Source organism: Streptomyces finlayi, from assembly GCF_014216315.1.
GTDB lineage: Bacteria > Actinomycetota > Actinomycetes > Streptomycetales > Streptomycetaceae > Streptomyces > Streptomyces finlayi_A.
In genome coordinates this window covers 3,242,517-3,263,091 of sequence record NZ_CP045702.1, presented here as the reverse complement: position 1 = coordinate 3,263,091, position 20,575 = coordinate 3,242,517, and the positions used below count along the sequence as shown (strand labels likewise).

The following is a 20,575-nucleotide window of genomic DNA, read 5'->3' as shown; positions in this document are numbered from 1 at the left end:
CTCACGCGCTCCGGTGCCCGCCCATCACCCAGATGATCAGCCGGCCGTCTTCGACGGTGTACACGGCGTGGTAGTCGCCGACCCTGAGCCGCCAGCGCGCGTGGTGTCCCTGGAGGGGCTTGATGTCGAAGGCGGCGAGATCCCCGGAGTCCATGGCCTTCTGGAGTTCGGCGAAGCGGACGAGAAGGCGCCGGGCGTCCTGAAGCGGGATTTTCAGAAGGTCCCGCTGGGCGTGTGCGGTGAACTGCGTGACGTACCCCACGGGATCAGTGAGCAGACCGCAGGAGTGCGGCCATTTCTTCCAGGGAGACGGACTCCTCGGTTCCCTCGGACTCGGCCTCGTCGGCCATGCGGTTGAGCCACTCGTCTTCGAGCCGCTCGGCAGCCTCGCAGAGGCGTCGGTACTCGTCGATGTCGACCACGACCACCTCGCTCTTGCCTCGGCGAGTGATGATCGTGGGAGTGTCGTCGCGCCTCGCGCGGTCGATCACGTCTGCGAGGTGACGGCGGACCTCTGCCATGGACTCGACCACGGGTTCACTCATGTAAGAAACGTAGCAGATGTACATCTGCTACTTCGGGAGTCGCAGAATCGGCGCCGGGGTGCCCGCAGTGTGCGGTACCGTGATCGCATCACTACGCTCTGTGCGCATCCGCGCATAGGGCGGTCCCCGGCGGTGCTACCAACACCTCTCCGGGGACCTTCACCCACCAGTGGAAGCGACTCCACCAGGATGCTTTGGCATGCTATCGCGCCCTCTCGGCGCTTCACGAAGGCTTCGCACGATGTCGTGCGGCATCCGCGTCTGCGCAGTGACGCGAAGATCCTCCTCCTGTACGTGCAGGGGCTCCCCGACGAGAAGAACGACCGGCCGCTCAGCGAGCACGCGCGCAAGCTCGGGATCACCGGGCGGGCGTATCAGCGGGCCAAGGCCGAGCTGGTCATGCACGGGTTCGTGCATGAGCGGCGGGAGACCGTCGGGGGCGGGCGCTGGGTCACCGTGCAGCTCTTCTCCAATGTGCCACTGACCGACGACCAGGCCGCCCGGCTGCGGGTGGGGGCCACGGTCGACGGCCAGGTCCCGCCGAGTGTGCAGTCTCCGACGGTCGGCCGTCCGAGGGATCGGACGGTCGGTGGCTCACTACCGGTAGACGAAGAACTTGAGAAGAACACACCCCACCCACCTCCCGAAGCGGAGGAGGTTCCCGAAGCGGAGGCGGCTCCCGAAGTCGTCGAGGCCGAGCGTGTGTTGCTGTCGCTGCGGCATGAGCGGCGCGAGCTGCACCTCGGGGTGCGTGAGGCCAGAGGGCTTGCGGAGTCTGCCGCCGAGTGGCTGCGGCGGGGTGTCGGCGCGGATGACCTGCGCAGGGCGCTGACCAGTGGGCTGCCCGAGGGCGGGGTGCGGTCGGCGGTCGGGTTCCTGCGTCACCGGCTCGTACACAAGCTGCCAGGGGAAGTCGTCCTGCCCGAGCCCCGCTCCCCGGAGCCTCGTCGCCCGGAGCCCGCGCCGCAGTTCGTGGTGTGTGCCGGGCCGGGTGAGGAGCACGTGTTCCGGTCCGTGGGCGGTGCGACTCACTGCGGGCCGTGCGGGCGCGAGGAGTTGCGGGAGGTCTGGGCGGCCTGGAAGGCGGAGGCGGCGACCCTGCCCGAACCGCTCCCTTGGCGCGAGCGCTTCGCTGAACTGGCAGCGATGCGCGCCCGCGAGCCCAAGCTCTGACGGTCACAGGTGCGGGCGGTTCATGGGTGTGGCGTAGCCGCCGCCCCGGCCGTGGGGCGAGGACAATGTGGGGCTCCCATGACGGGGTGGTGCAGCCGTTCGCTGCGCGCGTGATCCTGAGGAGGACCGGTGATGGATACCGAGGTGGCATGGCGAACCGGAGCGTCGGGGGACCGGCTTCGTGCGGCCGTTCGTGAACAATTGCTCGAAGCGGGATTGGAGTTGTTCGGGGTGTACGGGTTCGCCGATACGTCGGTGGACGCCTTGTGCGAGCAGGCGGGGGTTCCGGAGGAGGTGTTCCGGCAGGAGTACGACTCCCTCGAAGGGCTGCTGATCGCGCTGCACAACCGGGTGTCGACGAACGGGATGCGCGCGGCGGAGAACGTCCAGCTCGCCGAGGACATCGACGAGTGCACGCCACAGGCCCGGGTGCGGCGGCTCTTCGACGCTTACGTGGCCGCCGTGACGCGGGATCCGCGCGAGGCGCGCGTGGCGTTCGTCGAGGTGCTGGGGGTCAGTCGGGCCGTGGACGAGCACTGCCGACGCTGGCGGGAGACCTGGGTCGAGTTCTACGCGGCCGCCACGGAGCGGGCGGTGGGCCGGGGCGAGGCGGTGAACACGGACCACAGAGCCGACGTGATCGTGATGGTCAACACGATCCTGGAACTCATGGCCCACCACAGCCGCCGCCCCCGCCGGGCGAGGCCGGAGGACGTGTCGGGGGAACTGACGTACCTGGCGCTGACGCTGCTGACGGCGGAGTAGGGCGGGGGCCCAGCGGGCGTCCCCGTCGGGCTCGTTCGGCTCGTGCGGCTCGTCCGGCGGGGACGCCGCGTTCGCACGGGATTCGGCGGGGGCGCCCATCTGCCCCCGCCGACCTGCCGGTTGCACGTGTTGTGTGGCGTGCCGCTGCCCTGCACCGGGCCCTCGAACCTCGCGCCGTCGGCCGCGGGGAGGGCCGGAGGCGAATTGTGCGGCTCCGGGGGGCCTGTTACCCGGCCGCGTACGGCCCGCCGACGCCCCACGCCTGGTGCATCGCGTCCGCGAAGGCGGCGGCCAGTTTGTGTTCGCCGGTGGGGCCGGGATGGGTGCCGTCGTACGTGTCCTCGTGGATGTCGTACGCCGTCGGGCGCGAGGCCAGCAGCACGGGGGACGCCGGTTCGTCGAGGTCGGCGACCGCCTTGGCGAGGAGCACGTTGAAGTGGTCGCACTCGGCGGCGAAGGGGGCGTCGGACTCCGCGCGGACGTTCGGTATGACGGGCAGGAGCACGGCCTTGATGTGCGGGTTGGCGGTGCGGGCCGCCGCGACGAAGGCCCTTGCGTTCGCGGCGGTCTGTTCACTGTCGGTGTAGAAGCCGAGGTCTATCAGGCCCAGTGAGACGAGCAGGACGTCGGCGCGGGTCGCGGTCACCGTGTGCGCGATCGCCGGGGCCATGTGGAGCCAGCCCTCACCCCAGCCGGCCAGGTGCCGACGTGCGGCGACGGGGAAGGCGAGGTCGCCGTACGCGTACGAGACGGGGGCGTGCGCCCCGGTGTCGTACAGCTCCGTGCGCGGGCCGACTATCTCGTACGCGCCGGGCATGGTCGCTTCCAGGTGCTGCCACATCCGGTAGCGCCAGGTGAAGTCGCCGGAGCTCCCGATGGTCATGGAGTCGCCGACGAAGAGAAAACGCATGGCGCAATCATTGCCGATCAACGCTCCGGCCTGCGACGTGACGATGGACACTTGTGCCATGCGTGCGTATCTGACTGCTTCCGGGGCCGCCCTCCTGCTCGTGCTGACGGGGGCGGCTCCGGCCGTGGCCGACGGAGCCGACCAGAGCTTCACGATCGAGGACCCGAGGATCACCGAGTCCAGTGGCCTCGCCGCGAGCCGGCTCCATCCCGGCGTCTACTGGACGCACAACGACAGCGAGGACGGTCCCTACCTGTACGCCGTCGACTCCCGGACCGGCAAGACCGTCGCGACCGTCACCATGCGGGGGGTGGGGGAGCCCCGCGACGTGGAAGCGGTGTCGATCGGGCCGGACGGGAACCTGTACGTCGGGGACATCGGCGACAACCTCGACGGGTCCTGGGATCACGTCTGGATCTACCGCTTCCCCGAACCGAAACAGCTGCGGGACGCCACGGTGCGGGCGACCCAGTTCGACGTGACCTACGCGGACGGGGCGCGCAACGCCGAGGCGATGATGGTGCACCCGAAGACGGGGCGGGTCTACATCGCCTCGAAGAACGAGGACGGCGGCGGACTGTACGAGGGTCCCGCACGGCTCTCCACGGGCGGGAACAACGTGTTCCGGCGGGTCGGCGAGGTGCCGTGGGTGACGGACGGGGCGTTCTCGCCGGACGGTACGCGGCTGGTGCTGCGCTCCTACTTCAGCGCGCGCGGGTACGCCTTCGAGGACGGCAGGCTCGGCGACGACTACCGCGTGGACGCACCGTTCCAGGGCCAGTCCGAGTCGGTGACGTACACGGCCGACGGATCGGCGGTCATGTTCGGCTCGGAGGGGGCGGGCAGCGGTGTGGAGCGGGTGGACGTGGAAAGCGGTGACGGCGCTGAGGGCGGTACGTCGCCGTCCGGGAAGGCGCGGGACGGGGCCGGGGCGGACACGGGCGCGAGCGGCGACGAGGGCGAAGGCCAGGGGGGCAGCGCCGCGCTCGGCGCGGTGATCGTCGCGGCGGCGGCCGTCGGCGCACTGGTGCTGAAACGGCGGCGACGGGCGGCCGACTGACCGGGCCGGTTCAGTCCTCGTCGGTGACGGGGCGCAGCTCGTAGTGCAGCGTCCGGTCACGCTTGATCCGGTGCGTCAGCGGGACGAGTACGCCGTGCAGGGCCGGATACTTGCGGGACAGCGTCCTGGCGGCGTGGGTGTTCTCCTTCGAGCCGGGCGGCAGAAGACGCGCCCAGGCCCTGATCGGCGGCCCTGTCGGCGCGCCCCGCACGGTGCAGGGCGCGATGTCGACCACCGGATGGTTGCGCATCCGGTCGACCTTCCACGCCGAGGAGAACGTACGGACGTAGGCGTGATCGCCTTCGACGGCGATGCTCACGGGGGTGTGCGCGGCCGATCCGTCCGGCCGGCGGCTGCTGAGCAGGACGGTGTACTGCTTGACGAAGGGGCGGAGCTCCGGAACCGTATCCATACGTCCATTGCCGCACGGACCGGCCGCCGCGTCACTCGCTGGCCCGCCGTTCGGCGACGGGGTTCAGCGCAGGACCAGCAGGACGGCCAGCGCGATGAGCAGCGAGTCGATCCGCTCCACCGCTTGGCCGGTGACAGGGGCGAGAGCCGCGGGCCCCCCAGCCCTCGACCGGCGAAGTACGCCGCGATGTCGGCGACCGAGACCGCCACGAACAACGCGAGCGCGGTCGCCCCGAGCGGTACGAGCGCGGCCCGGCCGGTCACTATGCTTCGGCCCCATGGTGATCAACGGGCCCCAGCCCTTCTCCACCGCGCGCCTCGACGCGCTGCCCCTGGAGGCCGGATACGCCCGGGAAATGGCAGCGGTCCTCCTCGACCCGGCCCTGCACGCGTACACCGGGGGCACCCCGGAGGACGAGGACGCCCTGCGCGCACGGTACGAACGTCAGAGCGCGGGGTCGCCCGATCCCGCCGAACTCTGGTGGAACTGGGTGCTCCGGGTGCGCGGGGAAGGCCACCTGGTGGGTTACGTGCAGGCGACCGTGCGCGGTCCCCGGGCGGAAGTGGCCTGGGTCGTGGGAACCGGGTGGCAGGGCCGGGGGTACGCCAAAGAGGCGGCGAAGGGCCTGGTCACCCACCTGGTGGGAGGCGGGCACGTCCGTACGGTCGTCGCGCACATCCACCCCGGCCACGCGGCGTCCGGTGCCGTGGCCTCGGCCGCCGGGCTCTCGCCGACCGAGGAGCGGGAGGACGGCGAGGTGCGGTGGCGTGTGGAGGTGCCCGGCCTCTAGGGTGCGGCACCATGACCGAAGCCGACTTCCTGAACGCCACCCGGACCTCGTACGACACCATGGCCGTCGGATACGACGAGCGCTTCCGGGAAGAGCTGGCCGCCAAGCCGCTGGACCGGGCGATCCTCGCCGCGTTCGCCGAACTCGTGCGGGAGGGCGGCGGTGGGCCCGTGGCCGATGTCGGCTGCGGTACAGGACGGGTGACGGGCCGTCTGCGAGGGCTCGGAATGGACGCGTTCGGGATCGACCTGTCGCCCGGGATGCTGGCGGTGGCCCGGCGGAATCTTCCCGGGGTGCGCTTCGACGAGGGGTCGATGCTCAACCTCGACCTGCCGGACGGCGGCCTGGGCGGGCTGCTGGCCTGGTACTCCACGATCCATGTGCCGGACGAGCAACTGCCGCGCGTCTTTGAGGAGTTCTACCGCGTACTGGCTCCGGGAGGCCACCTTCTGCTGGGGTTCCAGGCGGGTGACGAGGTGCTGCACCTGACGGACGCGTGGGGGAGCGCCATCGAGCTCGACTTCCGTCGGCGCCGACCGGACCGGATGGCAGGGCTGTTGACCGAGGCCGGGCTGACGATGACGGCCCGGACGGTGCGTGAGGCGGACACCGGGAGCGCCTTCCCGGAGAAGACCCCGCAGGCGTTCCTGCTGGCTCGGAAGCCGATTGTCAGTGGTGCGCGCGAGGATGGGTGCACCAACTGAGGGGAAGACCGTCATGGGCACCTGGGACATCGGCCATTTCGACAACGACACCGCGGCCGACTTCGGCGGCCACCTGGACGACGCCCCGTCCGACAAGCGGGAGGCCCTGCTCAGGGACGCGCTGACGGCCGTGACGGGCACGGGGCCCGCCGAGTACCTCGACTCCGACGAGGGCGCGGTGGCGGTGGCAGCCGCGGCGCTGATCGCCGCCCAGTGTCCGGGCGGGGAGCCGGTGACGACGGCGTACGGGCCGGACGAACCGCTGCCTCCGCTCGCGCCGGAGCTGCGTGCCCTGGCGGTGAGCGCCCTGGACCGGGTGGCGGGGGCGCGGTCCGAGCTGCCTGAGCTGTGGGCCGAGGCCGGGGCGAGCGAGCTGTGGGCGGCAGGGATCGCCCGGCTCCGGGAGGTGCTGGCGAGGGCGGCGGGGTGACGCTCAGCCGGTGCGGTGGGTGCCGGTCGCGCCGTCGATCAGTTCACGGACGATGTCCATGTGCCCGACGTGGCGTACGACGTCCTCCAGCATGTGGATGAGGACCCAGCGCATCGACACGGTCTTCCCGTCCCACGAGGTGCCCGTCTCGTCGAGACCGGTCTCCTCGATCGCCAGATCCGCGGCGGCGCGGGCCCGGCCGTAGAAGGCGAGGATCTGCTCGGTCGTCTCGTCCGGTGCGACCACCATGTCGTCCTTGTACGGGTCGAACCACAGCTTCTCCGTGTCCCGGCCGAACGTCGAGCAGAACCAGCCGTACTCGACGGCGGCGAGGTGCTTGACCAGGCCCAGGAGGCTGGTGCCGGTGGGAGTCATCGGGCGGCGCACCTGCTCGTCGTCCAGCCCTTCCAGCTTCCACAGCATCACTTCGCGGTGGTTGTTCAGGCTGGCGTGCAGCGATTCCTTCTCGCCGCCTGCGGTGTACGGCACGGGTTTCGTCATGCGGGGGAAGCTAGCAGCGGCCACTGACAACGAAGGATTACGGGCGTGGTCGGCCGGCCTTGACCAATTCGGCTACGTCCAAAGTGACTTCGGCACCGATGGCGGCGGGAAGGACGGCCGCCTGCCCCGGCGCGTACACCTCGTGCCGGTCGTAGGCGCCGCCGACGGGGTCCGTCAGTACATGGACGCGGCCGTGGCGGCGGTCGAGGATCACGTATACCGGGATCTTGGCGTAGGCGTAGGCGGCGACCTTGTGGCGCAGGTCGTTCTGGTAGTTGCTGGAGGTGACCTCCAGGACCAGGCGGAAGACCGCGGGATCGTAGGCGGAGTTCTCGGCCCGGTGCTCGTCGAAATCCGCGTCGACGACGGCGAGGTCGGGGATGGCGTAGTCCTCGGGCCCGCCAGGCAGCCACAAGCCGATTCCCTGGAGAACAGCTGATTCGCCGTCGTCGAGCCCAGCCGCGATGAAGGGGCGCATCAACTTGGTGAGTGCGCGGGCGTGGGGGCCGTCCGGGGGTGGGGCCACGGTGATGACGCCTCCGATGATCTCGACGCGGTAACCCGGGGGAAGCTGCTCCGAGAGCCGATGGGCACTTTCGAGCAGGGATTCCGGCTCACCGTCACAGGGGTGCTCGACTGCTGCTGCAGACATTGCGGGCCTCCTGGATGGCTGGTGTCGAGAGCATCATCGTAGGACGAGGCGCAGACGGATGTCCTGCACGCGATGGGCCACCCGGTCGAGTGAAGCAGAAACGGCCCTGCTCGCCGAAGCGCACAGGGCCGTCTCTCCGTCTCTCGTGATCGCTACAGCTTTTCGATCACGTAGTCGATGCAGGCCGTCAGTGCCTGGACGTCAGACGGGTCGATCGCCGGGAACATCGCCACGCGCAGCTGGTTGCGGCCCAGCTTGCGGTACGGCTCCGTGTCGACGATTCCGTTGGCGCGCAGCACCTTCGCGACCGCCGAGGCGTCGATCTCGTCCGAGAAGTCGATCGTGCCGATGACCTGCGAGCGCTTCGCCGGGTCCGTGACGAACGGGGTCGCGTGCTTCGACTCCTCCGCCCAGCCGTACAGGTTCCGCGCCGACTGGGCGGTGCGGCCGGTGGTGAAGTCCAGGCCACCCTGGGTGTTCATCCACTTCAGCTGCTCGTTCAGGAGGAACAGCGTCGCCAGGGCCGGGGTGTTGTACGTCTGGTTCTTCAGCGAGTTGTCGATCGCCGTCGGGAGTGAGAAGAACTCCGGGATGTGGCGGCCCGACGCGTGGATGCGCGCCGCGCGGTCCAGGGCGGCCGGGGAGAACGCCGCGATCCACAGGCCGCCGTCGGAGGCGAAGGACTTCTGCGGGGCGAAGTAGTAGACGTCCGTCTCGGAGATGTCGACCGGCAGGCCGCCCGCGCCCGAGGTGGCGTCCACCAGGACCAGGGAGCCTTCGTCGGCGCCCGCGACCCGCTTGATCGGGGCCGCGACACCCGTCGAGGTCTCGTTGTGGGTGAAGGCGTAGACGTCCACGCCCGTCTCGGCCTCGGGGTCCGGGTGCGTGCCCGGGTCGGAGGCGATGACGGTCGGGTCGGACAGCCACGGGGCGAGCTTGGCGGCCTTCGCGAACTTGGACGAGAACTCGCCGAAGTTCAGGTGCTGGGACTTCGACTCGATCAGACCGTGCGTCGCGATGTCCCAGAAGGCGGTGGAACCGCCGTTGCCGAGGACGACCTCGTATCCCTCGGGGAGGGAGAAGAGGCTGCGCACACCGTCACGTACCTCGCCGACCAGGTTCTTCACGGGAGCCTGGCGGTGAGACGTACCGAGGAGGGAGGTGCCGGTGGCGGCCAGCGCGTCGAGCGCCTCCGTCCGCACCTTGGAAGGACCGGCGCCGAAGCGTCCGTCGGCGGGCTTGATGTCAGCGGGGATCTGGATGTCGGCCACGAGCCGGAGCGTAGTCGGTCCCGGGGAGGGCGGAGGCCCCTGTCCGTCGGATGAGACGCACACTCCAGCTCGTGGACGGCAATCGGGTCAGCCCAGGTCGACCGGGAGTTCGAACAGGTCGTTCTGGGTGACGATCGGCTTGTTACGGAGTTCGGAGGCCGGCACCGCGAGGTCCAGCTCGGGGAAGCGCTCGTAGAGAGCCGGCAGCGCCACTCCCGCTTCCAGGCGCGACAGGGCCGCACCCGGGCAGACGTGCGGGCCGTGGCCGAAGGCGATGTGACGGTTGGGGGAGCGGGTGATGTCGAACTCGCCCGCCGTCGGCCCGTACTGCTCCTCGTCGCGGCCGAGCGCGCCGAACGAGATGATCAGCGCCTCACCCTTCGGGAGGACCTTCTCGCCGACCTTGACGTCCTCGGTCGCGAAGCGGATCAGGACGTGCGAGGTGGGCGTGTTCCAGCGCAGCGTCTCCTCGATCACGTTCTCCCACGCGACCTCGCCGTTCAGCACCCGCTCGCGCTGCTCCGGATGGGTCTGGAGCGCTTCCACGACGTTGACGATCAGACTGATCGTCGTCTCGTGACCGGCCGCGACGATCAGCTGGAGCGTGTTGACGATCTCCTCGTCGGAGAGCTGGTCGCCGTCCTCCGACGCCGCGATCAGGGCGCTGGTCAGGTCGTCGCCCGGGTTCGCCCGCTTCCCGTCCACGATCTTCGTGAAGAGGGCGCCGAGGTCCGCCATCATCTGCGGGACCTTCTCCGGCGGGGTCTGCGTCGAGAAGAACATCTCGAACAGTTCCTTGAGACGGGGGTGGTCGGCCGCGTCCACGCCCATCAGCTCGCTGATCACGTTCATCGGCAGCGGGTAGGCGAACTCCGCCTTCAGATCGACGGTCTCGCCCTTGGGGAGCGCCGCGAGGCGGTCCAGGCTCGCGTTCGTCAGCGCCTCGATGCCCGCCCGCAGCCGCTCGACCCGCTTCACCGTCAGCGCCTGCGCGACCAGCGTCCGCAGCCTGCGGTGGTCGGCGCCGTCGACCGTCAGCATGGAGCGGCCCGGGTTGACCAGACCGATCAGCGGCCAGTCCATGGGTATCTCGCCGCGCTGCCAGGCGCCCCACACGTTGATGTCCTTCACGACGCGGCTGTCGGTGAGCAGCGCGCGCGCCGCCGCGTGGTGGGTGACGGCGTAGCAGTGCACCCCGCCCGGCAGCTCGACCTCGGCCAGCGGTCCGGCCGCTCGCAGCGCGGCGCTCTCCGCGTCGAGGTCGGTGACGAAGGGGTCGAGGGCGATCCGGGTCATTGCTGGCCTCCGAGGGCGGGCGTGGGAGTGAAGCGGACCGGCAGGTCCGTGAGACCGCGCAGCCACGGGGACGGGCGCCGCGTCAGCTGCTCCTGCGCCACCGCGAGGTCGACGTCCGGCAGGCGGTCGAGCAGGACCTCGATGCCGGTGCGCGCGATGACCTCGGCGGTCTCCTGCGCAGGGAACGGGCAGCGGTGCTCGCCGTGACCGAACGAGAGGAACGCGTTGTTGCCACCGGTGAGCGCCGCGCCGTCCGTGCGCACCTGCGGGTCGCCGTTGGCCGCGGCGATACCGAGGAGCAACAGGTCACCGGCCTTGATGTGGCGCCCGCCGAGGCGGGTCTCGCGGGCGGCCCAGCGGCCCGCGACGTTCTGGGAGGGGGTGTCCTCCCACAGCACTTCGTTCATCGCCTCGCCGATGCTGTGCCGGCCGCCCGAGAGCGAGGCGGCGAACCGGTCGTCGGTCAGCATCAGCCGCAGCGAGTTGCCCATCCAGTCGGCGGTCGGCTGGTGGCCCGCCGCCATCATGACCATCAGGTCCTGGGCGATCTCCTCGTCCGAGAAGCCGTCCGTGTTGGCGAGCATCCGCGTCACCACGTCGTCACCGGGCTCGGCGTGTTTGTCGGCCAGCAACTGCACCATGGACGAGGCGAGATGCGTCTGCCCGGCGAGTGCCCGCTCGCGGCCGTCGATCATGTCGTTGATCGAGCCGACGAGCGCCTCTCCGGTCTCGTCGGAGAAGCCGTAGATCTTCGCCAGGACGAGGGCCGGGAGCAGCATCGCGTACTCGGCGATGATCTCCGTACGGCCGGTCGAGCAGAACCGGTCGATGAGGGCGTCGGCGAACTCCTCCGCGTACCGCTTGAGCGCGAAGGGGTCCACGCCCTCCAGGGCCTCGCTGATCATCGCCGCGCGCCGGCTGTGACGTTCGCCGACGGTGTAGAGGATCGACGGCTGCCTGCGGCCGATCATCGGGAGCAGCGGCCAGTCGACCGGGATGCGGTCCCACTGGTTCCACAGCTCGGAGTCCCGGCTGAACAGCACCGGGTCGCTGGTGACCTGGTGCAGCTCGCGGTAGCCGAGGATCAGCCAGGCCGGTACGTTCCCGTCGAGGACGACCGGGGCGACGGCGCCGTGGTCACGGCGCATGTCCCGGTACAGCTGGACGGGGTCGGTCTGGAACCGCGGGCCCGACAGCGGTACGGGCAGGGGCGCGGAGCCGTGGGACACGGGGCACTGGGTCACGGGGTGGGCTCCGGAGTCATGGCGGCCGGGGCCGCCGTCAGGGCCGCTTCCGGGACGCGGGCGGCAGCCAGCTGCTGGAGGTGCTCGACCAGGGTGATCAGCACGTATTTGCTGGACGACCGGTCGCGGGCGTCGCACTCGACGAGCGGTACGTCGGGTGAGAGGTCGAGGGCCTCCCGTATCTGCTGCTCGCTGTGGAGCGGGCCGCCGAAGTCGTTGCACGCGACGATGAACGGCGTCCCGTGGTGCTCCAGCCGGTCGATCGCGTACCAGGAGTCGGAGAGGCGCCGGGTGTCGGCGAGGACCACGGCGCCGAGGGTGCCGGAGAACAGCCGGTCCCACAGGAACCAGAAGCGCTCCTGTCCGGGCGCGCCGAAGAGATAGAGGACCGAGCGTGCGTCGAGCGTGATCCGGCCGAAGTCGAAGGCGACCGTGGTGGACGTCTTGGACTGCACGCCGTCCAGGTGGTCGACCGCCTCGCCCGCACGGGTCATGGTCTCTTCCGTGTTGAGCGGACGGATCTCGCTCACGGAACGGACCATGGTGGTCTTGCCGACACCGAAGCCGCCGACAACGACGATCTTCAGTCCGTTGTCGGCCGTCGCCTGCAGGGCGTCACGGTCAGAGGTTGCGGAGTCCAACGAGCACCTGTTCCAGGATGTCGGGGTCGGGGAGCCGGTCCGCGACACGGGCAGTACGGGGGTGGCGGGCGCTGATCCGGCCGGTGTCGAGCAGGTCGCACAGCATGATGCGCACGATGCTGACGGGCAGGTTCAGGGTCGCGGCGATCTCGACGAGCGCGTGGGGCCGCTCGCACATCCGCAGGATCGCGACGTGCTCCGACTGCATGCCGGGGGACGACTCGCATTCGGAGACGATGAGCGTCACCAGGTCGAAGGCGGCCGAATCGGACCGGCTGCGGCCACCGGTGAGGGTGTACAGCCGGTCCGGGTCGTCGTCGCGGCCCGGGCGTCGACGGGGCGCCGTCGTCATACGTCCGCGGTTTCGGCGGCCGCCGCGTGCGCCGCCGCTTCCGCGGGAGTACGCGGCGGGGCGACGAGGTGCTCGCCGAGCTGCTCGACGAGCTCGCTCATGTTGTGGCCGACGAGACCGACGTCGGAGTCCTCCGAGGCGACGACCGCGAGGTGCGCGCCGGCGCCCGCCTCGACGATGAAGAGCACCCCGCCGTAGAACTCGGCCATCGCGGACCGTACGCCGCCGGTGCCGTCACCGAACTCGATGGACGCGCCGTGCGACAGGCTCTGGATGCCGGCGGAGATCGCGGCCAGCTGGTCGGCCTGATCGACGGAGAGCTCCGGGGTGCGGCACAGCTTCAGGCCGTCCCGGGACAGGACGAGGGCGTGCCGGGCGCCGGGCGTGCGGTCGAGCAGCCCCTCCAGCAGCCAGTTGAGCTTCTCGTCGGTGGTCGCGGTCATCGGGTGTTGCCTTCCAGGTGCGGGGAGTTGGCTCGTACCGCCTTGCTGAAGGTGCTGAAGCGGGCTGCCTGGACCTTCGGGTCGGTGGTACGGGGCCGTGAGGTGTCGGCGTCGTCGGACGTGACGTTGCCGTTACGGGCTTCGGCGGCGGCGAGGGTGCGGCCGCGGCGGCGCTTGGGGAGGCCGCTCTCACCGAACTGGGGGAGCGAGCCGGTCGTCTCCGACGCGGAGCCGTCCGGTTCTTCCTGAGCGGAACCCTTGTTCGCGTCCCCGTCCCCGTCCGCGGTCCGGACGGGTTCGGGCGCCGGCTGTGGGGCCGGGGGTACGGGTGCGGGGAACTCGGGGGCCGCCACGGGGACGGCGGTACGGGAGATGAGTTCCTGGGGCAGCATCAGCAGTGCGCCCGTGCCGCCGCGCGCGGACGGCCGGAAGGAGACGGTGAGCCCGTGCTTACGGGCCAGCCGGCCGACGACGGCGAGACCGAGGCGGGTGCCGGAGAGGTTGGTGAGGTCGCGGTTCTCGGACGACACGGCGCGCTCGGCCCGGCGCAGTTGCACATCGCTCATCACGAGGCCGCTGTCCTCGACGGTGATGACGATGCCCGCCGGTACCTCCTCGACGTACACGTGCACCTCGGCGGTGGGCGGCGAGAAGTTCGCCGCGTTGTCGAGGAGTTCGGCGAGCGCGTGCATGATGCCCTCGGCGGCGTGACCGGCGATCGCCACGTCACTGGTCGAGTGCAGACGTACCCGCTGGTAGCTGCCGATACGGCCCATCGCGCCGCGCAGGATCGACTCCATGACGATCGGCTTCGCCCAGCGGCGTCCGGAGCGCGCCCCGGTCAGTACGGCGATGGAGTCGGCCAGCCGGCCCGCCTGGGCGGTGCGGTGGTCCAGGTACAGGAGATCACCGAGCACGTCCTCGGCGGTGTGCCGGTGCTCCATCTCGCGGAGGTCGGCCAGCATGCTCGTGGCCAGGGCCTGCATCCGGCCCGCGGCGTTGGCGCAGGCGGCCACGGCAGCCGAGCGCTCGGTCTCGCTGCGGGTCGCGCGGGCGGTCAGCTGCTTCACCTCGGCGCGGAGGCGGTCGCACTCCTCGGCGGCCTCGGAGGTGACCCAGGCCGTCTCGGCGGCCGCCTGGGCGTTGACCCGGGCGGTCTCGGTGGCGGCGGCGGCCCTGATCCGGGCGGTCTCGGCGGTGAAGCGCTGAGCCTCCGCTGCGGAGGAGGAGACGAGCCGTGAGGTCTCGGCGGTGAACCGCTGGGCATCGGCGGCCCGCATCGCGCGCAGACCGCGTGCGGTGAGCAGGGAGTGGACGGCGACGGTCACCGCGGTGCAGAGCAGCACGGCTGCCGAGCCCGCTCCCCAGGCCAGTGGGGTCCGCACCGAAGCGGGTGCGGCGACGACCGCCCACAGACACAGGGAACCGGTTACGGCTGCGGAGACCAGCAGGGCGAGTGCGGTCGGCCGGAATATGGGGCGCAATCGGAGTCCTTGAGGACGGACGGGACGGAGCGGGACAATCGGGATGCTTCACTGCAAAAATGAATGAAACATCATAACTGGAGCTGATAATTCCTGATCAAGTCTCGGCAACTATAGGAGAATTGACGACTTGTTTGGGGATTCCGTGTGGTCATTTCTGATTGGCCCTTTCATGGGCCGCCCCGGAGCCGGGTCGCGCAGGCTCTGCGCGCCGGGTCCGTGGGCGGTGAGATGTGAGGATCTTCATCCCGGCCCCGGACAGGTGGGGAGGCCGGGCGGATAGGCTGAGCGACCCGATCGAGGAAGCAGGGAACCGTGGACGCGCAAGGCCGTGGTCGGGGCGAGGCAGTCGACCCCGCTGACCAGTGGGTGCTCAACCCGGACACCGGCGATTACGAACTGCGACTGGCCCCGTCCGCAGAGCGACCGCCCGCTCCTTCCGCGCCCGGCCGCTCCGCACGCCGGCGGTCCGGCGGCGGCGAACGGGTCACGGTGCCCGGCCAGCGCGGACGCCCTGACCCGAAGTCGTCCCGGCAGTCCCGTGGCCGGCCCTCCCGGCAGCCCGAACAGCAGACCGGGCGCCGCAGGCCAAAGCAGAAGGCCAAGAAGAAGAAGGCGCTGGTCTGGACCGGCGGGGTCATGGCGTTCCTGCTGGTGGCGGTCGGTACCGGCGGCTACCTCGTCTACCAGCACTTCAACGGCAACATCACCGCCGTCTCCGACGACGGCGCGGGCACCGGCGGCTTCAGCAAGGACCGGGCGATCAACGTCCTGGTGATCGGCACGGACAAGCGCACCGGCGCGGGCAACGAGGGTTACGGCGACGCGGGCAGTGCCGGTCACGCGGACACCACGATCCTGCTGCACGTCTCCAAGGACCGCACGAACGCGACCGCGCTCAGCATCCCCCGCGACCTGATCGCCGACATCCCGGACTGCCCGACCACCCAGAGCGACGGCTCGAAGAAGGTCATCCCCGGAACGCCGGGCAAGCGGTTCAACGAGAGCCTCGGGCAGTACGACCGCACGCCCAGCTGCACCATGCGCACCATCACCGCGCTGACGGGCATCAAGGCCGACCACTTCATGGTCGCGGACTTCAACGCGGTGAAGACGCTGACCGCCGCGGTCGACGGCGTCGACGTCTGTCTGGCCAAGGACATCGACGACCCCGACTCGCACCTCAAACTCCCCAAGGGCGACCACACGCTCCAGGGCGAGGAGGCGCTGGCCTTCCTGCGCACGCGTCACTCCGTCGGCTTCGGCGGCGACCTGAGCCGCATCGAGATCCAGCAGCAGTTCCTCGGTTCGCTGATGCGGAAGCTCAAGTCCAACGACACGCTCACCAGCCCCACGAAGATGTGGAAGCTCGCCGAGGCCGCGACCAAGGCGCTCACGGTCGACGAGCGGATCGACGACATCAACCAACTGCGCGAGCTCGGCATGGAGTTGAGCTCCGTCGAGATGAAGAACATCACCTTCACGACGGTGCCGGTCGTCGACAATCCCGCGGAGCAGGTCAAGGCCACCGTCGTCCTGGACAAGGCGAAGGCTCCGCAGCTCTTCTCGATGATCCGTGAGGACATCTCCCTCACCGAGGTCAAGAAGCAGAAGAAGGCCCAGGCGGCGGCGAAGCTCAAGGGTCCCCGCGCGGCATCGGCGGACGTACGGGTCGACGTCTACAACGGCGGCGCACCGGCCGGGTCCGCGCAGGAGGTCATCGACTGGCTGCAGAACTCGGAAGGCGTCCTGAAGTCCAGCAACAAGGCGAACGCGCCCGGGAAGGTCGCGAAGACCCAGCTCGTCTACGCCCCCAACCAGGCGGACCAGGCGCGCCAACTCGCGGACAGTATGGGGCTCTCGGCCGCGGCGCTGAAGCCATCGACGACGGACGCGGGCGACGCGGACCCGATGACGCTGACCCTGGGCCCGGACTTCACGGAGGCGGGCACGCCGCTGACGGCGCCGTCCAAGGCGCCGGAGGACATCCAGCGAGTGGAAGCCGACAAGCCGGTCTGCGCGAAGTAGCCCTGCCGGGCGGCCCGGCCCGGCTGACGGACCCGGCTGACGGACCCGGCTGACGGACCCGGGTCGCGGCCCGCAGGCACCCACCGGCCGGTCCGGGGCCGGGAGTGCGCATCCGGGGCCTCCGGCTGAACCCGTGGGTGGCCGGGTGGGGCCCCTCCGGAGTGTCACCTCGGGGCGGGCGCGGCACCCGGGTCCGCTTGCGAACCGGGCTCCTACGCCCGCCCCTGCGGGGACCCTCCTGCACGGCCCCACCCACGTGGCGCGGTCAGCTGCACGCCGGTGGCGCGGGCACCAACAGGTCCCCGGGGCCGATTGGCCACCCCCGGTGGCACGGCCGCCCGCGGGCCCACCGGCTGGGCCACCCCAACGGGGCAACCACAAGTCCGCCGCACCCCGACACAGCCCGTCCGGCGCGCCGCCCTCCGAGGAGAGGTGGACTTCGGCGCGTCCGCCCGCGCGCTCACCACCATGGACGCCTCCGACTACCGCCGCGTCCCCCTCGGCACCGTCGCCCCACGGGACGCCGACGACGTCGCCGCCGCACTCGCCGTCTGCCGTGAACACGGCGTCCCGGTCGTGCCGCGCGGTGGCGGGACCTCCATCGCGGGCCAGGCCACCGGCACCGGCGTCGTGCTCGATTTCACCCGCCACCTGCGGGAGGTCCTGGACCTGGACCCCCACGCCCGCACCGCCGTCGTCCGGGCGCGCACTCCGTCGCCTGGGGCACCACCGCCGACAACGTGCACGACCTGTCCGTCATCCGCTACGGCGGAGACGGCGGGCTGGGTGAGGTGGAGGCGGGCGGCGGCGCGGGTGGGGTGACGTTGCTCTCGTCGGCGACGGCGAGGAAGGCGCGCAGGTGCCGGAGTTCGATCGTGCGGCCGACGGTGGGTCCCGGGTTCATGCGTGCGGAGCGCAACCGGAGCGCAGGCGGCATTTCACGCGAACCGCCCGCATCTCTACGGTAAAGGGATGAGCCGTATGCGATAAGTGCAGTATCTTGTATCGATCAGTGCATTGAAATGCACTGCCCCTCTCCCGGAAGGCCGGACCCCCGTGGACGTCCCGCGCAGTGCCGCAGAACCGGCCGCAGCAGTCGCCGTGCCCGAGGCGGTGTCCGCGCTCCCCGGGCCCGGGGAGCGCGGCTCCGGCGGCCGGGGCCTGGCGCTCGGCCCGGTCGCACTGGTGGTCGCCGGCGGCCTCTCGGTCCAGTTCGGCGCGGCGGTCGCGGCCCTGCTGATGCCGAGGGCGGGCGCCCTGGGCGTCGTCACCCTCCGGCTCGTCGCCGCGGCGGTCGTCCTGCTGCTCGTGTGCCGCCCCAAGCTGCGCGGCCACTCGCGGGCCGACTGGGGCACGGTCCTCGCGTTCGGTAGCGCCATGGGCGGCATGAACATCCTCTTCTACCAGTCGATCGAACGGATTCCGCTGGGCGTCGCGGTCACCCTGGAGGTCCTGGGCCCGCTCGCCCTCTCGGTGATCGTCTCGCGCCGCCTGGTCAACCTCGTCTGGGCGGCCCTCGCGGTCGCCGGTGTCTTCCTGCTCGGCGGCGGGGGCTTCGGCGGCCTGGACCCGGCCGGAGCGGCGTACGCCCTCGGGGCGGGCGCCCTGTGGGCGCTCTACATCGTCTTCAGTGCCCGCACCGGACGCCGTTTCCCGCAGGCCGACGGCCTGGCCCTGGCGATGGCCGTGGCCGCGCTCCTCTCCCTGCCCCTGGGCATCGTGGACGCCGGCTCCGCACTCCTCGTCCCGTCCACGATCGCGATGGGCGTCGCGGTGGCCCTGCTCAGCTCGGTCCTGCCGTACACCCTCGAACTCATCGCCCTGCGCCGCCTCCCCGCCTCCACCTTCGCGGTCCTGATGAGCCTGGAACCGGCCATCGCGGCCGCCGCCGGCTTCCTCATCCTCGACCAGGCCCTGTCGACCACGGACGCCCTGGCCATCGCCCTGGTCATCGGCGCGAGCATGGGCGCGATACGCAGCCAGGTGGGCACCGGGCGCGGCAAGGCGGACGGCTGAGCGGTCCTCGCGCCGTCGCCGCGACGTGACGGCCTGCGGGAGGCACGATGGGGAGGAGACGAAGGAGGCCGGCTATGGGATCAACCGACCCCGACGGGCCTTATGCCCACACCCCGTCGCAGGCCGAGGGCGAACGCGACGACCCCACCGAACGCAACCGCCCCGAGACGCACAAGGACGTTCCACGGACGGAACCCTCTCAGGCGGAGGGTGAACGCGAGGCGGACTAGGGGCAATGCCGTTCGGTTAGCCGTCCGGTGGGCTTGGCAATGCGTTGATCTCGATGTGGACGGTGGTCCTGTGGGTGCGGTGGTCGATGTTGCGGCCGACGGCGCGGTACTTGGAGCTGATCGCTCGTTTCTTCACGCGGGGCCGGGACCGGTCTCGGCGGGCGGGTAGGAGGCCGTTGAGTATGGCGGTGCCGATCCGGCCGACGAGGTCGATCCTGGTGTGGGGGATGATGCCGGCGGCACGGATGATCTGGTCACGTGCCGTGTTCAGCGCGATGGTGAATGCGGTGCGGTCGGGGTCGATGTTGGGCCGGTGCAGGACGGCGTCGCTCATCGCGGTGCGTAGTGCCTGGTAGGCGACCAGAAGCGCCCAGGTTTCCTGGGTGACGGCTGCCGGGTAGCGGCCGCGCAGGACTCTGCCGCCGAGGATGGTCGATTTCAGCTCGCAGTAGCTGGTCTCGATCTCCCAGCGTTCGCGGTAGAGCCTGACCAGAGCGGTGGCGGGTGCCTCGTCGGGGTCGAGCAGACTGGTGACGAGCCGGTAGGTGCTGTGGGTGGCGGGACGCTTGTCGGCGCCGTCGGTGGGGGCGAGGGTGATGGTGGCGTCGATGACGCGGACGGTGACTTCGCCTATGCGGGACAGGAACGTTCCGTCGGGCAGACGACGCAGGATCGGCAGCTTGAGCGCGGTGCTGTGGGTCTTGGCGCGGATGAGGAAGTCCGCGCCCGTGGACGCGACCGTGCGCACGAAGGCGGTGGCTGAGAAGTTCCGGTCACCCAGAAGCAGCGTCCCGGGCCGTAGTGCTCCGGTCGTGCCCGCGGTGGTGATCAGGTCTCGGGCGTAGGTCAGCTCGCCGGTCGCGTCGGTGCCGAAGACGGCGTCCATGAGGGTTCGGGTCCCGCAGGCCACCAGCGTGACCAGGCGCAGCATCGGGTATCCGGCCGGCCCGTTCTGTCCTGCCTTCGCCTTGGGGAACACCGCGAGGTTCGCGGGTGTGTCCGGCAGGGCGAGCTGGGTTCCGTCGATCGCGACGACCAGCCTGCCCGCGAACCGTGTCGTCTGTGTCGCGGTCACCGCTGCGGGGCCTTTGACCAGGTCGAACAGTGCTTTCAATGGTTTGGGGCCGACCCGTCGCATCGCGGCCGTGATCGATGAACCCGCTGGCACGGGCAGCGGCGCGGGCAGTGAGGCGGTCAGCCGGGACCAGATCCCGGTCCAGCCGAGCCCGGTGAACAGTGCGCCTGCGAGCAGGAGGTAGACCACCACCCGCGACGGCAGCCGTCGAACCCGCTGCTGCAGACCACCTGCGGATGCGAGTGCCTCGTCGACGAGATCGAACGGGACAACCTGGGTCAACTCGCCCAAGTGCCCCACGGCAAAGACACCGGGGGCATGCGTAATGACAGAATCAGACACTGCAGCCCTTGTGGAGGAACACGAGTCTTGGCGGACCCGAGAACCACTACAGGGGCTGCACCCGTATCACCAGCCGAAACGCCGAGAGTTTGCACCGCTGACCGAACACCTAACCGAACGGCATTGGGACTAGGTCCTGTCTGGAGTTCCCCCGCGGCGTCGCGGCGTCCGGCACCGCCGCCTCCGGCGTTGTCGTCAGTCGCGAGGGCTC

At 70.6% G+C, this 20,575-nt stretch carries 23 protein-coding genes and 3 pseudogenes; 10 read left to right on the top strand and 16 right to left on the bottom strand.

Annotated elements, in window-relative coordinates; all coding sequences use genetic code 11:
* Window position 1: 1 nt before the first annotated feature.
* Together F0344_RS14970 and F0344_RS14965 are read right to left on the bottom strand one after the other, a co-directional pair.
* Entirely contained in the window at window positions 2-262 is a 261-nt protein-coding gene (locus F0344_RS14970; protein ID WP_185299263.1) for a type II toxin-antitoxin system RelE family toxin, read from the bottom strand.
* Window positions 263-266: 4 nt separating this feature from the next.
* Window positions 267-545 carry a type II toxin-antitoxin system Phd/YefM family antitoxin gene (locus F0344_RS14965; RefSeq protein ID WP_219732136.1) on the bottom strand — a complete coding sequence of 93 codons (279 nt, stop codon included), beginning with the start codon at window positions 543-545 and terminating at the stop codon, window positions 267-269.
* A gap of 189 nt (window positions 546-734) precedes the next feature.
* Here F0344_RS14965 and F0344_RS14960 point away from each other — a divergent pair, with 189 nt between their 5' ends.
* Together F0344_RS14960 and F0344_RS14955 are read left to right on the top strand one after the other, a co-directional pair.
* A complete protein-coding gene (locus F0344_RS14960) occupies window positions 735-1,718 on the top strand; it encodes a hypothetical protein (RefSeq protein WP_185299261.1) in 984 nt (327 codons plus the stop codon).
* A gap of 132 nt (window positions 1,719-1,850) precedes the next feature.
* Window positions 1,851-2,483 (top strand): TetR/AcrR family transcriptional regulator, encoded by a 633-nt coding sequence (locus F0344_RS14955; protein WP_185299260.1) that lies wholly within the window; start codon window positions 1,851-1,853, stop codon window positions 2,481-2,483.
* 226 nt (window positions 2,484-2,709) lie between these two features.
* Here the strand turns inward: F0344_RS14955 and F0344_RS14950 are convergent, their stop codons facing one another.
* Complete coding sequence (locus tag F0344_RS14950; protein WP_185299259.1) at window positions 2,710-3,393, bottom strand: GDSL-type esterase/lipase family protein; 684 nt, start codon at window positions 3,391-3,393, stop codon at window positions 2,710-2,712.
* Between the two features lie 58 nt (window positions 3,394-3,451).
* Between F0344_RS14950 and F0344_RS14945 the strand changes: the two genes are divergently transcribed.
* Window positions 3,452-4,453, top strand: a complete 1,002-nt coding sequence (locus tag F0344_RS14945) for a WD40 repeat domain-containing protein (protein WP_185299258.1) — start codon at window positions 3,452-3,454, stop codon at window positions 4,451-4,453.
* Between the two features lie 10 nt (window positions 4,454-4,463).
* Here F0344_RS14945 and F0344_RS14940 read toward each other — a convergent pair whose 3' ends face one another.
* The gene (locus F0344_RS14940; protein ID WP_185299257.1) at window positions 4,464-4,865 is read right to left on the bottom strand and encodes a PPOX class F420-dependent oxidoreductase; all 402 of its coding nucleotides are present in this window, start codon (window positions 4,863-4,865) and stop codon (window positions 4,464-4,466) included.
* Window positions 4,866-4,972: 107 nt separating this feature from the next.
* Window positions 4,973-5,116 (bottom strand): annotated as a pseudogene (locus F0344_RS14935) (phosphatidate cytidylyltransferase); the annotation flags it as partial.
* A gap of 26 nt (window positions 5,117-5,142) precedes the next feature.
* Between F0344_RS14935 and F0344_RS14930 the strand changes: the two are divergent.
* From F0344_RS14930 to F0344_RS14920, 3 genes are read left to right on the top strand one after another with little or no spacing between them, the layout of a single operon-like run.
* The gene (locus F0344_RS14930) at window positions 5,143-5,655 is read left to right on the top strand and encodes a GNAT family N-acetyltransferase (RefSeq protein WP_185299256.1); all 513 of its coding nucleotides are present in this window, start codon (window positions 5,143-5,145) and stop codon (window positions 5,653-5,655) included.
* Between the two features lie 11 nt (window positions 5,656-5,666).
* Window positions 5,667-6,359, top strand: coding sequence for a class I SAM-dependent DNA methyltransferase (locus tag F0344_RS14925; protein WP_185299255.1), 693 nt, complete (start codon window positions 5,667-5,669; stop codon window positions 6,357-6,359).
* Window positions 6,360-6,372: 13 nt separating this feature from the next.
* Window positions 6,373-6,789 (top strand): DUF4259 domain-containing protein, encoded by a 417-nt coding sequence (locus F0344_RS14920; RefSeq protein ID WP_185302697.1) that lies wholly within the window; start codon window positions 6,373-6,375, stop codon window positions 6,787-6,789.
* Between the two features lie 3 nt (window positions 6,790-6,792).
* Here the strand turns inward: F0344_RS14920 and F0344_RS14915 are convergent, their stop codons facing one another.
* The 9 genes from F0344_RS14915 to F0344_RS14875 form a co-directional block, all read right to left on the bottom strand.
* Window positions 6,793-7,290, bottom strand: a complete 498-nt coding sequence (locus tag F0344_RS14915) for a DinB family protein (RefSeq protein ID WP_185299254.1) — start codon at window positions 7,288-7,290, stop codon at window positions 6,793-6,795.
* Between the two features lie 37 nt (window positions 7,291-7,327).
* The gene (locus F0344_RS14910) at window positions 7,328-7,942 is read right to left on the bottom strand and encodes a Uma2 family endonuclease (RefSeq protein WP_185299253.1); all 615 of its coding nucleotides are present in this window, start codon (window positions 7,940-7,942) and stop codon (window positions 7,328-7,330) included.
* Between the two features lie 152 nt (window positions 7,943-8,094).
* Window positions 8,095-9,213 (bottom strand): phosphoserine transaminase, encoded by a 1,119-nt coding sequence (serC, locus tag F0344_RS14905; RefSeq protein ID WP_185299252.1) that lies wholly within the window; start codon window positions 9,211-9,213, stop codon window positions 8,095-8,097.
* 87 nt (window positions 9,214-9,300) lie between these two features.
* Window positions 9,301-10,509, bottom strand: coding sequence for a cytochrome P450 family protein (locus tag F0344_RS14900; protein ID WP_185299251.1), 1,209 nt, complete (start codon window positions 10,507-10,509; stop codon window positions 9,301-9,303).
* Complete coding sequence (locus F0344_RS14895) at window positions 10,506-11,753, bottom strand: cytochrome P450 (RefSeq protein WP_185299250.1); 1,248 nt, start codon at window positions 11,751-11,753, stop codon at window positions 10,506-10,508. Before F0344_RS14895 ends, F0344_RS14900 begins: the two co-directional genes overlap by 4 nt.
* Window positions 11,750-12,394, bottom strand: coding sequence for a GTP-binding protein (locus F0344_RS14890; protein WP_185299249.1), 645 nt, complete (start codon window positions 12,392-12,394; stop codon window positions 11,750-11,752). Before F0344_RS14890 ends, F0344_RS14895 begins: the two co-directional genes overlap by 4 nt.
* Window positions 12,375-12,746: a DUF742 domain-containing protein gene (locus F0344_RS14885; RefSeq protein WP_185299248.1), complete on the bottom strand. Its 372-nt coding sequence runs from the start codon at window positions 12,744-12,746 to the stop codon at window positions 12,375-12,377. Before F0344_RS14885 ends, F0344_RS14890 begins: the two co-directional genes overlap by 20 nt.
* On the bottom strand, window positions 12,743-13,189 hold the full coding sequence (locus F0344_RS14880) for a roadblock/LC7 domain-containing protein (RefSeq protein WP_185299247.1): 447 nt from the start codon (window positions 13,187-13,189) through the stop codon (window positions 12,743-12,745). Before F0344_RS14880 ends, F0344_RS14885 begins: the two co-directional genes overlap by 4 nt.
* The gene (locus tag F0344_RS14875; RefSeq protein ID WP_185299246.1) at window positions 13,186-14,673 is read right to left on the bottom strand and encodes an ATP-binding protein; all 1,488 of its coding nucleotides are present in this window, start codon (window positions 14,671-14,673) and stop codon (window positions 13,186-13,188) included. Before F0344_RS14875 ends, F0344_RS14880 begins: the two co-directional genes overlap by 4 nt.
* Before the next feature lie 315 nt (window positions 14,674-14,988).
* Here F0344_RS14875 and F0344_RS14870 point away from each other — a divergent pair, with 315 nt between their 5' ends.
* Together F0344_RS14870 and F0344_RS14865 are read left to right on the top strand one after the other, a co-directional pair.
* The gene (locus tag F0344_RS14870) at window positions 14,989-16,701 is read left to right on the top strand and encodes an LCP family protein (RefSeq protein ID WP_185299245.1); all 1,713 of its coding nucleotides are present in this window, start codon (window positions 14,989-14,991) and stop codon (window positions 16,699-16,701) included.
* Window positions 16,702-17,169: 468 nt separating this feature from the next.
* Window positions 17,170-17,459: pseudogene (locus F0344_RS14865) on the top strand (FAD-binding oxidoreductase); the annotation flags it as partial.
* Between the two features lie 12 nt (window positions 17,460-17,471).
* Here the strand turns inward: F0344_RS14865 and F0344_RS35755 are convergent.
* Window positions 17,472-17,605 (bottom strand): annotated as a pseudogene (locus F0344_RS35755) (LysR family transcriptional regulator); the annotation flags it as partial.
* A gap of 152 nt (window positions 17,606-17,757) precedes the next feature.
* Between F0344_RS35755 and F0344_RS14860 the strand changes: the two are divergent.
* The gene (locus F0344_RS14860; RefSeq protein WP_185299244.1) at window positions 17,758-18,717 is read left to right on the top strand and encodes an EamA family transporter; all 960 of its coding nucleotides are present in this window, start codon (window positions 17,758-17,760) and stop codon (window positions 18,715-18,717) included.
* A gap of 74 nt (window positions 18,718-18,791) precedes the next feature.
* Entirely contained in the window at window positions 18,792-18,947 is a 156-nt protein-coding gene (locus tag F0344_RS14855) for a hypothetical protein (protein ID WP_185299243.1), read from the top strand.
* Between the two features lie 16 nt (window positions 18,948-18,963).
* Here F0344_RS14855 and F0344_RS14850 read toward each other — a convergent pair whose 3' ends face one another.
* On the bottom strand, window positions 18,964-20,322 hold the full coding sequence (locus tag F0344_RS14850) for an IS4 family transposase (protein WP_258050263.1): 1,359 nt from the start codon (window positions 20,320-20,322) through the stop codon (window positions 18,964-18,966).
* Window positions 20,323-20,575 lie beyond the last annotated feature (253 nt).

Excerpts from the sequence above, each read along its gene's own strand:
- F0344_RS14945 (WP_185299258.1), top strand. The coding sequence starts at position 3,452 with ATGCGTGCGTATCTGACTGCTTCCGGGGCCGCCCTCCTGCTCGTGCTG.
- F0344_RS14920 (WP_185302697.1), top strand. The coding sequence starts at position 6,373 with ATGGGCACCTGGGACATCGGCCATTTCGACAACGACACCGCGGCCGAC.
- F0344_RS14880 (WP_185299247.1), bottom strand. The coding sequence starts at position 13,189 with ATGACCGCGACCACCGACGAGAAGCTCAACTGGCTGCTGGAGGGGCTG.
- F0344_RS14910 (WP_185299253.1), bottom strand. The coding sequence starts at position 7,942 with ATGTCTGCAGCAGCAGTCGAGCACCCCTGTGACGGTGAGCCGGAATCC.
- F0344_RS14950 (WP_185299259.1), bottom strand. The coding sequence starts at position 3,393 with ATGCGTTTTCTCTTCGTCGGCGACTCCATGACCATCGGGAGCTCCGGC.
- F0344_RS14955 (WP_185299260.1), top strand. The coding sequence starts at position 1,851 with ATGGATACCGAGGTGGCATGGCGAACCGGAGCGTCGGGGGACCGGCTT.
- F0344_RS14900 (WP_185299251.1), bottom strand. The coding sequence starts at position 10,509 with ATGACCCGGATCGCCCTCGACCCCTTCGTCACCGACCTCGACGCGGAG.
- F0344_RS14930 (WP_185299256.1), top strand. The coding sequence starts at position 5,143 with ATGGTGATCAACGGGCCCCAGCCCTTCTCCACCGCGCGCCTCGACGCG.
- F0344_RS14925 (WP_185299255.1), top strand. The coding sequence starts at position 5,667 with ATGACCGAAGCCGACTTCCTGAACGCCACCCGGACCTCGTACGACACC.
- F0344_RS14915 (WP_185299254.1), bottom strand. The coding sequence starts at position 7,290 with ATGACGAAACCCGTGCCGTACACCGCAGGCGGCGAGAAGGAATCGCTG.
- F0344_RS14940 (WP_185299257.1), bottom strand. The coding sequence starts at position 4,865 with ATGGATACGGTTCCGGAGCTCCGCCCCTTCGTCAAGCAGTACACCGTC.
- F0344_RS14885 (WP_185299248.1), bottom strand. The coding sequence starts at position 12,746 with ATGACGACGGCGCCCCGTCGACGCCCGGGCCGCGACGACGACCCGGAC.
- F0344_RS14965 (WP_219732136.1), bottom strand. The coding sequence starts at position 545 with ATGAGTGAACCCGTGGTCGAGTCCATGGCAGAGGTCCGCCGTCACCTC.
- F0344_RS14960 (WP_185299261.1), top strand. The coding sequence starts at position 735 with ATGCTTTGGCATGCTATCGCGCCCTCTCGGCGCTTCACGAAGGCTTCG.
- F0344_RS14855 (WP_185299243.1), top strand. The coding sequence starts at position 18,792 with ATGGGATCAACCGACCCCGACGGGCCTTATGCCCACACCCCGTCGCAG.